Origin of the sequence: Corallococcus carmarthensis (genome assembly GCF_003611695.1) — a bacterium.
In the GTDB taxonomy this organism is placed as follows: Bacteria; Myxococcota; Myxococcia; order Myxococcales; family Myxococcaceae; genus Corallococcus; species Corallococcus carmarthensis.
On the sequence record NZ_RAWE01000031.1, the window covers coordinates 53528 to 62845 of the forward strand.

Sequence of the window (9318 nt, forward strand, 5' to 3'; positions counted from 1 at the left end):
AGTGAACCGCCCGCCGGGAGCGTGCAATGCATGGCGGCACGCCCGCGTAGGTCGTGACAGGATGCCGCACCCCAGTTCCTCCTTTCCATGAGCAAGCCATGTCCCACCTGCGTCTGATGTGGAAGCGCTCCCGTCTGCTCTGGCCCACGCTGGCCGTCTGCGCCGCGGCTCCCGCCTGGGCCGCCCCCGCGCCTGTCGCCGTCCCCAACGCCGGCTTTGAAACCGCCGCCACCACCGGCCTGCCCCAGGGCTGGACGGCCTCGGGCCAAGGCAAGGTGTCCGCCCGCACCGACGCGAAGGCGGAGGGCAGCCGCAGCCTCGCCATCGAAAGCCCCCAGGGCGGCGCGGAGACCACCGTCGAGTCCGAAGCCGTGAAGCTCCAGGTGGGCCGCCTCTACCGGCTCTCCGCCTGGGTCCGCACCAAGGGCGTGCAGGCGGACGCGCAGGCCCGCTATCCCACGGCGCTGGGCGCATGTCTGTCCATGCAGAGCTTCCCCTTCACCAACTGCTCGCCGCCGCAGGGCGCGGACGCCAGCGGCCGGGTGCAGGTGCTGTTCTTCGCCACCCAGTCCAATGACCGCGTGCGCGCGCACCTGGGCCACAACGGCAAGGCCACCGGCACCGCGTGGTTCGACGACGTGAAGCTGGAGGAGGTGGACGACGTCACCGCGTACGTCCCCATGGAGAGCGTGCGCTGGGCCGGCAAGGGCTTCCGCTACGACGACGGTGGCTGGGTGTACGTGCACATCGAGGGCGAGCCCTACGAGCGCGGCCGGCAATACGGCGAGCTCGTCTCGCAGGAGATCGTCCGCTACATCGAGAAGCTGGGCGTCCAGAAGGACAAGGCGGACGCCGCGAAGGGCTGGGCGCAGGTGCGCCTGCTCGCGGACTCGCTGTTCCTGCGCCGCTTCGACGCCGAGTACCTGGAGGAGATGAAGGGCATCGCCGACGGCGCCAACGTGGGCGGCGCGAAGTTCAAGGGCCCGGACGGCAAGGAGCGCGACCTGGACGTGCTGGACGTCGTCGCGATCAACTCCGCCGTGGACCTGGGCCAGCTGGACGACGCCAACCGCGTCACCGCGTCCCCGCTCACCGGCCGCACCTTCCTCAAGGGCGAGGACGAGAACGGCCGCGCGGGGGAGGGCGACCACTGCTCGTCGTTCGTGGCCACCAAGTCCGCGACGAAGGACGGCCGCGTCGTCATGGGGCAGATCTTCATGTGGAACGGCTACACCGGCGTCCACTGGGACGTGGTGCTGGACGTGCAGCCCACCAAGGGCCACCGCTTCGTGATGCAGACCTTCCCGGGCGGCATCCACAGCGGCTCCGACTGGATGCTCAACGACGCGGGCATCGTCATCGGTGAGACGACCGTGGGCCAGACGCCCTTCAACATCGACGGCACCCCGCAGAGCAACCGCATCCGCAAGGCCGTGCAGTACGCGAACTCCATCGACGACGTGGAGCGCATCCTCAAGGACCGCAACAACGGCCTCTACACCAACGACTGGACGCTGGCGGATACCAAGACGGATGAAGGCGCGTGCCTGCTGCTGGGCACCGCGAAGACGCGCCTGTGGCGCACCGGCAGCAAGGGCAAGACGGCGGACACGCCCGGAAACCTCAAGGACTTCATCTGGGCCAACAACAACAACCGCGACCCGGAGGTGCGCAAGGAGTCCGTGCCCAACGCGAGCAACGCCCCGGTGGACCTGGCCTTCAACACCTGGAACCGCGACATCGCCTTCCAGGAGGCCTACGCGAAGTACGGCAAGGGCGGCTTCGACGTGGACAGCGCCACGCGGATGATGGCGTCCAGCCCCATCAACCGCCCCCACGCGTGTGACGGGAAGATCACCACGTCGGAGATGACGGAGAAGCTGATGTTCCTCGCGCACTACGGCAAGACGACGCTGCGCGAGAAGATGGTGGGCAGCCGCTGGATCCCGGACCTGCCCGGCGCCACGCCGCACCTGTCCCTGGGCTACACCGCCTTCAGCCCCATCTACGTGGCGGACAAGCTGAAGGCCGCCAAGGCGAAGCAGAAGCCGGAGGCCAAGGAGGACAAGCCCAAGCGCGACTTCGCCCGCGTGAAGGACGCGCTGTCCTTCGACGAGAAGAAGCTCTGGGCCAACACGGTGTTCCCCGCGACGGACGCGGACAACTGGTTCGGCAGCGGGTCCGCCGCGTACTGGACCCAGCTCAAGGACCTGCCGGAAGGGGATGACCTCTCCAAGGCCTTCGACACCCAGCGCGACGCGCTCGCGGAGCTCAACGCCCGCTACCTGTACGTCACGGCCCGCGAGGGCGACGTGGTGCCCAACGCCGCGCGCACGGACTACGGCCGCTACGGCACGTACGCGGTGCCGCGCATCAAGGGCACATACCTGCTGCACCAGCTGCGGCTGACCCTGGGCAACGCGAAGTTCGCCAAGGTGATGGACGCGGTGCACGCGAAGTTCGCGAACAAGAAGCTCACCACGCAGGACTTCATCCGCACCGCCTCGGAGGCCGCGGGACAGGACGTGGGCCCGTGGGTGAAGCAGTGGGTGGAGCGTGGCGGGCTGCCCGCGCCGCGCCTCACCACGCGGGCCCAGAAGGCGAAGGAGGGCTACGAGGTCACGCTGAAGGTGGACCAGTCCGGGACACCCTGGCGCTTCGCCACGCTGGTGGAGGTGCAGACGGAGAAGGGCGCCGTGCTGGAGCGTGTGGAGGTGAAGGGCTCAAGCGACACCTTCACCGTGAAGGTCGCGGACCGGCCGGTGCGCGTGGTGTTCAACGTGGGCAACGACATCCCCGTGGCCCGCGAGCGCTACCAGACCCTGTCCAACACGCTGGACGACTGGGAGAAGCTCCTCTTCGTCTACGGGTCCGCGCGCCAGGTGGAGTCCATGCGCACGCTGGCGACGAACTACCGCGAGCAGCTGGCGGACGCGTCTCCGGAGCGGCTGGCTCCGCTCAAGCCGGACGCGGAGGTGACGGACGCGGAGCTGGCGGACCGCGACCTCGTCGTCTTCGGCGGTCTGGAGGACAACGGGCTGCTGGCGCGGCTCGCGGCGGAGAAGAAGCTGCCGGTGGAGCTGGGCCGGCGCTACTTCCGGTGGCAGGGCAAGACCTACGGCCGCGCGGATGACGGCCTGGCCATGGCGCTGCCCAACCCCTGGAACCCGAAGCGCACCATGTACCTCTTCGTCGCCAACAGCGGCCTGGAGCTGTGGCACATGACGCGCTCCTTCCAGCGCGGCCTCCAGAGCTGGGCCCTGTTCCGCGCGGGTGAGGTCAGCGGCAAGGGCTTCCACGCCACGGAGGGCTTCACCCAGGAGCTGTCCGTGGACCTGCCCGCCCCCAAGCTGGGCATGCTCACCCCCTGAGCCGCGGCACCTGAAATCCTGAAGCGCCCAGGCCGGGCCGGCGGTGAGCACTCCCGCCGGCCCGTCTTGCGTCCTCCTGCCTGTTTCCCTCTGGAAACCCACTCGATTTGACTCCTGGGCGGAGAAGGTTAAATCTCCCTTCAGAGAATGAATCGAGATTCAAAATCTGAGGCGCCCGTCAAACGGCTGCGCTCGCGCATGAAGGAAGCCACCGCTGACGCCATCCTGTCGGCGGCCGCGGAGGTGTTCGCCCGGGACGGGCTGCACGCCGCGAAGATGGAGTCCATCGCTGAGCAGGCGGGCGTGTCGGTGGGGACGCTCTACAACCACTTCACCGACCGCGCGGCGCTGCTGGACGCGCTGCGCGCGAAGCGCCGGCAGGTGATGCTGGACCGGCTGGACGCGGCCCTGGCCCCCGTGGCGGAGCGGCCCGCGCGTGAACAGCTGCGCGCCTTCGTGACGGCGGTGTTCGCCCACGTGGCGGAGCGCGACGCGTTCGTGCGGGTGCTGGTGCAGCTGCCGGAGGACCCCGTGCGCAAGAGCCGCGTGCTGGCGGAGCTCACCCGGCGCCTGGCGGTCATCATCGACCGGGGCATCCAGGCCGGTGAGGTCCGCGCGGAGGGCCGCGCGCTCTATCCGTCGCTGCTGATGGGAATGGTGCGCGGCGCATTGGACCGCCTGCGCGAGGACGACGCCGCGAACCTTCCGGCCGCTGTCTGGGCGGAGGAGATCCTCCGCGTCTTCCTGAAGGGAATCGAGGCCGACTGACATGGCGACAGCCGTCGCGACACCGGAGGTCCTGGCGCCAGCGGTGCCCAAGGCCCCCGTCAACAAGTGGCTCGTCACGCTGTCGGTGACGTTCGGCACGCTGATGGGCGCCATCGACTCGTCCATCGTGAGCGTGGCGCTGCCGCAGATCCGCGGTGCCGTGGGTGCCACGGTGCAGGAGATCACCTGGGCCACCACCGGCTTCGTCATCGCCACGGTGATGGTGATGCCGCTCACCGGCTTCCTGGGCCGCATGTTCGGCCAGAAGCGCGTCTACATGGCGTGCCTGGTGCTCTTCGTGGCGGGCTCGTTCCTGTGCGGCCTCGCGTGGAACCTGCCCACGCTGGTGCTCTTCCGCTTCCTCCAGGGCCTGGGAGCGGGCGCGCTTCAGCCCACCGAGCAGGCCATCCTCCGGCAGACGTTCCCGCCGAAAGAACAGGGCACCGCGATGGCCATCTTCGGAATGGCCGTGATGGTGGGCCCGGCCATTGGCCCCACGCTGGGCGGCTACATCGTGGACAACTGGCACTGGTCCTGGATCTTCTTCATCAACGTGCCGGTGGGCATCCTGGGCTTCTTCATGGTGGCCCGCTTCGTCCAGGAGGACGAACAGCTGCGCACCACCGCGCGCCTGGAGGCCGAGCGCCAGCGCAAGCACATGGACTGGTCCGGCATCACGCTGCTCTGCATGGGCCTGGCCACGCTCCAGTACTTCCTGGAGGAGGGACAGGCGGATGACTGGTTCGAGTCTCCCATCATCATCCTCTGCGCGCTCCTCTCCGCGACGTGCCTCATCGCCTTCGTCATCCGCGAGCTCACGGCGGTGGCTCCCGCGGTGAACCTGCGGCTGTTCAAGGACCCGGTGTTCGCGTCCGGCACGCTCCTGGGCGCGCTGGTGTTCGCGGTGCTCATGGCCAGCATGTTCCTGCTGCCGGTGTTCATGCAGGAGCTCCTGGGCTTCACCGCGACGCAGTCCGGCTTGTCGCTGATGCCGCGCACGCTGGTGATGATGGTGATGATGCCCATCGTCGGGCGGCTGTACGGCAAGGTGCCGGCGCGGGTGCTGGTGGGGGCGGGCATCGTGTTCGCGGGCTTTGGCGCCTTCGAGATGAGCCACTTCTCGCTCGCCACGGGCTCCAGCAACATCATCGCGGCCATCGCGCTGCAGGGCGTGGGCTTCAGCCTGATGTTCGTGCCGCTCAGCGCCACGGCGCTCGGCAACATCCCGCGCGAGCGGATGGCGGACGCGACGGGCCTCAACTCCCTGCTGCGCCAGATTGGCGGGTCCGTGGGCCTGGCCATCTTCACCACGCTCCTGTCGCGCTACACCGTGCTGTCCAAGGCCTCCATCGCGTCGCACCTGAACCCGGAGCGGTGGGAGGTGGCCAGCCGCATGGCCTCCACCCAGCGGGGGCTCATGCAGCACGGCCTGGACGCCGCGAGCGCCAGCATGGCCAGCCTCCAGATGATGGTGGGCAACGTGTCGCGGCAGGCCATGGTGCTCGCGTTCGACAAGCTCTTCGTCCTGGCATCGCTGATGTTCGTGGTGGTGCTGCCGCTCATCTACTTCCTCAAGGACCCCCCGAGCGTCGGGGGCTCCCACGAGAAACCCCACATCGACGTGGAGATTTAAGACATGGCAACGACAACGACTGCTCCCCAACTCGTCCCCGAAGCGGCGCCCGCGCCCGCCGAAGCGGCGCAGGCGAAGCGCGGCAAGCGGGGCTTCCTCATCCTCGGCGGCATCGTGGCCGCCATCGTGCTGGCCATTGGCGGCTTCAAGGTCATCACGGCCGGGCAGGAGACCACCGACGACGCGCAGGTGGAGGCGGACGTGGTGCCCCTGGCCGCGCGCGTGTCCGGCCCCGTGGTGAAGGTGGCCGTGCTGGACAACGCCACCGTGCACCAGGGCGACGTGCTCCTGCAGATCGACTCGCGTCCGTACGAGGCGCGCGTGAAGCAGGCGGAGGCCGAGCTGGAGTCCGCGCGCGCCCAGGCGGCCGCGGCGGACGCGCAGGCCACGGTGGCGGAGGCCGGCGCGAAGGGCGGCCTGTCCAGCGCGAAGGCGCTCGTGTCCACGAGCACGTCCGCGGTCAGCAGCGCCCAGGCGCAGGTGGCGGCGGCCCGCGCGGCGCTGACCCGCGCGGAGGCCCAGGCCCGCAAGGCCACGCTGGACCTGGATCGCGCCAAGAGCCTGCGCCAGCAGAACGTGGTGGCGCAGAGCGCGCTGGATGATGCCCAGACGGGCAGCGAGACGGCGCAGGCCGCGCTCGAAGGGGCTCGCGCGCAGCTCGCCCTGGCGGAAGAGGGCCGGCGCACCGCGGAGAGCAAGGTCGCGGAGGCCAAGGGCCAGCTCGACGTGAGCGCGCCCATCGACGAGAAGATCGCCGCGGCCCAGGCCAACGCGTCGCTGGCGCACGCCCGGGTGAAGGGCGCGGAGGCCGCGTTGGAGCAGGCGAAGCTCCAGCTGGAGGACACGCGCATCGTCGCTCCGGCGGACGGCCAGGTGTCCAAGCTGTCCGTGCACGCGGGCCAGCTGCTCACCCCGGGCCAGGCGGTGGCGGAGCTGGTGCCGCTCACCACCTACGTGGTGGCCAACTTCAAGGAGACCCAGGTGGGCCACATGCAGCCCGGCCAGCGCGTGGAGGTGGAGCTGGACGCCTTCTCCGGTGAGAAGCTGGAGGGCAAGGTGGAGAGCCTGTCCGGAGGCACCGGTTCCCGCTTCTCCCTGCTGCCGCCCGACAACGCGTCCGGCAACTTCGTGAAGGTGGTGCAGCGCGTGCCCGTGCGCATCACCTGGCTGCACCCGCCCGAAGGCCTGGCCCTGCGCGCCGGCCTCTCCGCCGCCGTGACGGTGCACACGAAGTAGCCCGCGCCCGAAGCCCCACACCCCAGCGCCGCGCCCCAACCGGGACGCGGCGCTTTTTCATGCCGTGATGACGCGGCAGGCCGCGCGCCTCCGGCCAAACACTGGTCGGCCCCATGCCCTCGGGCATGAACCCCGTCGCCAATGGATGAGAGGACGAGAACCCTGCTGGGGTCGCCCGTCCGAGGCGCGCAGCCCGAACTGGTCCGACAGTCGGACCAGTTGGGCAGACCCAGGCTGAGGGGGCGGCCCGTTCAGCCGGGCCGTGGAGACTGGTCCGACAGTTGGACCAGTTGGGTTCGCCTCGGTTGGGGGGCTCCTCCCCGCTCGCACAGCGAGAACGGGGCCGGCAGTTGGACCCATTGGGACCGCGTCCGGGCGAAGACGGACCGCAGGGCGCGTCCGGCGCCTGGCTCGGGACTGCCGTCACAGCGTGACAGCCATCTCCACGTCCGCGCGCGAATAGCCTGTTTCCCGCGCAATCTCCGGGCCGCTGCGCTTCACGACGAAGCCGTGCTTGCGGTACAGGCCCAGCGCGGGCCCCAGCGCGCTGTTGGTCACCAGGTGCATCCGCTTCGCGCCACGCTCACGGGCCGTGGCCAGCGCGGCCCGCATCAACACGTCGCCCAGGTCCCGGCCCCGGGCCTCCGGTGCCACCGCCATCTTGCACAGCTCGAAGCTGGCCGCGTCCTCGCGCTTCAGCGCGCACGTGCCCAGCACCTGGCCGTCCACGAGCGCGAAGAACACCTCGCCCCCGGACGCCACGAACATTCCGTGGGGATCCGCGAACGAGGCCTCGTCCGAGCCCTCGACGCGGAAGTCCTTTTCAATCCAGAGCCGGTTGAGCCGCTCGAAGTGCTCGCGCAGCTCCGGCCGGTAGGTGACGACCTCGACGGGGGAGGGGGCCATGGGGCTCACGCGGTGGCAGGGGCCGGAGCGGGCTTCTTGCGCAGGAAGAGCGCGAAGATGAGCGCCACGATGGTGATGCCGCCCAGGGTGATGAGGCCGTCCGCCGCGATGGTGGCCCGCGTGCCGATGTTCCGGAACTCCGACGCGTGCCCGTCCAGCGCCGTGGTGTAGCTGATGGCGAAGTTGGAGGCCGCGACGAAGAGCGAGTACTTCGTCGTCACCGCCGCGCCCTCGCTCACCATCTCCAGCACCATGCCGGCGAAGGCCGCGAAGCCCGCGCCGTTGGCCAGGCTGTACGCGAGCGAACCCCAGATGTACGTGTCCGTCGTCATCGGCCCCGCCGCCATCGCGAAGGCGCACAGCGCGGTGGCGCCGCCCATCAGCGCGTACGCGAGCTTGCGGTTCATCCGGTCCGACAGCCAGCCGCCCAGCAGCGAACCCAGCGCGCCGGTGACGCCCATGCCCAGGCCGTTCACCAGCTCCACCGTGTGCTCCGGCACCTGGTACGCGCCCGCCATCGCGCTGAAGAGGTTGGTGAGCGCGCCGCAGCTCACCGGCGCAAGGCACAGGATGAGCATGATGAGCCCGTCACGGCTGAAGGCCGTCTTCGCCAGGTCCACCACGATGCTCTTCACCCGGTCCACCGCCGCCCGGAACAGCGGCCCGGTGGGGACCGTGGACGGGTCATGCCGTTCGGTGATCCAGAAGATGCCCGCGCCGCTCGCCAGCACCAGCGTGGAGAGCACGATGCCCGCCACCTGCCGGGAGAAGCGGCTCGCGAGGAAGATGGCCAGCGCGCCCATGAGCGCGGTGGAGCCCACGTTGCCCGCCATCTGCCAGCCGCCCGTGCGCCCCTTGTCGGCCGGCTTGGACGTCGTGGCCATCAGCCCGTTGAGCGCCGCGTGCGCCGTCGTCGCCGCCGCCTGCAACGCGGTCAGGAGCAGCGTGAAGAGCCCCAGGTGCTGCGCGGGCTCCGGAAACACCGCGCACGCGAGGATCAGCACGGCGGTGAGCAGCGTGCTCACGCCGTACCAGACGCGGCGCCACGGCCCCAGGTCGATGAGCGGCACCCACAACAGCTTCCACGCGTGCGGCGAGAAGGCCGTCCCCGACAGCACGCCAATCTCCGCCAGCGGCATCCCGTCCTTCGCCAGCCAGTACGGCACCGCCGTCTGCAGGTAGCCCACGGCGGCACCGAACTGGACCTCCAGCAGGCCGAACAGCGGGGGCCAGGACCAACGCGCTTCCTCGGCGGGAGCCGTGGCCGGAAGGGCTGTCTCTTGTTCAATCAAGGGCGACACCTACAGGGGAGGACAGGGGAGGGTGGGATTCTAGACAGCTCCCGCGTCCTGCACAGCGCGACGCACTGCGCCGTCCCCTCGGAAGCACGGGGTGGGAGGGGCC

The 9318-nt window shown here is 69.9% G+C and carries 6 protein-coding genes; 4 read left to right on the forward strand and 2 right to left on the reverse strand.

From position 1 onward, the window contains the following. Nucleotides 1–98: 98 nt before the first annotated feature. The 4 genes from D7X32_RS11810 (at nucleotide 99) to D7X32_RS11825 (ending at nucleotide 7008) form a co-directional block, all read left to right on the forward strand. On the forward strand, nucleotides 99–3371 hold the full coding sequence (locus D7X32_RS11810) for a C45 family autoproteolytic acyltransferase/hydrolase (protein WP_120602625.1): 3273 nt from the start codon (nucleotides 99–101) through the stop codon (nucleotides 3369–3371). A 198-nt stretch (nucleotides 3372–3569) separates the two neighbouring features. After that, nucleotides 3570–4139, forward strand: a complete 570-nt coding sequence (locus D7X32_RS11815; protein ID WP_158625661.1) for a TetR/AcrR family transcriptional regulator — start codon at nucleotides 3570–3572, stop codon at nucleotides 4137–4139. A 1-nt stretch (nucleotide 4140) separates the two neighbouring features. Next, a complete protein-coding gene (locus tag D7X32_RS11820) occupies nucleotides 4141–5772 on the forward strand; it encodes a DHA2 family efflux MFS transporter permease subunit (RefSeq protein WP_120602627.1) in 1632 nt (543 codons plus the stop codon). A 3-nt stretch (nucleotides 5773–5775) separates the two neighbouring features. After that, nucleotides 5776–7008: an HlyD family secretion protein gene (locus tag D7X32_RS11825; RefSeq protein WP_120602628.1), complete on the forward strand. Its 1233-nt coding sequence runs from the start codon at nucleotides 5776–5778 to the stop codon at nucleotides 7006–7008. A 423-nt stretch (nucleotides 7009–7431) separates the two neighbouring features. Here the strand turns inward: D7X32_RS11825 and D7X32_RS11830 are convergent, their stop codons facing one another. Next, complete coding sequence (locus tag D7X32_RS11830) at nucleotides 7432–7914, reverse strand: GNAT family N-acetyltransferase (RefSeq protein WP_120602629.1); 483 nt, start codon at nucleotides 7912–7914, stop codon at nucleotides 7432–7434. A 5-nt stretch (nucleotides 7915–7919) separates the two neighbouring features. Continuing rightward, entirely contained in the window at nucleotides 7920–9206 is a 1287-nt protein-coding gene (locus D7X32_RS11835) for an MFS transporter (RefSeq protein WP_120602634.1), read from the reverse strand. Nucleotides 9207–9318 lie beyond the last annotated feature (112 nt).

Excerpts from the sequence above, each read along its gene's own strand:
- D7X32_RS11810 (WP_120602625.1), top strand. The coding sequence starts at position 99 with ATGTCCCACCTGCGTCTGATGTGGAAGCGCTCCCGTCTGCTCTGGCCC.
- D7X32_RS11815 (WP_158625661.1), top strand. The coding sequence starts at position 3,570 with ATGAAGGAAGCCACCGCTGACGCCATCCTGTCGGCGGCCGCGGAGGTG.
- D7X32_RS11820 (WP_120602627.1), top strand. The coding sequence starts at position 4,141 with ATGGCGACAGCCGTCGCGACACCGGAGGTCCTGGCGCCAGCGGTGCCC.
- D7X32_RS11825 (WP_120602628.1), top strand. The coding sequence starts at position 5,776 with ATGGCAACGACAACGACTGCTCCCCAACTCGTCCCCGAAGCGGCGCCC.
- D7X32_RS11830 (WP_120602629.1), bottom strand. The coding sequence starts at position 7,914 with ATGGCCCCCTCCCCCGTCGAGGTCGTCACCTACCGGCCGGAGCTGCGC.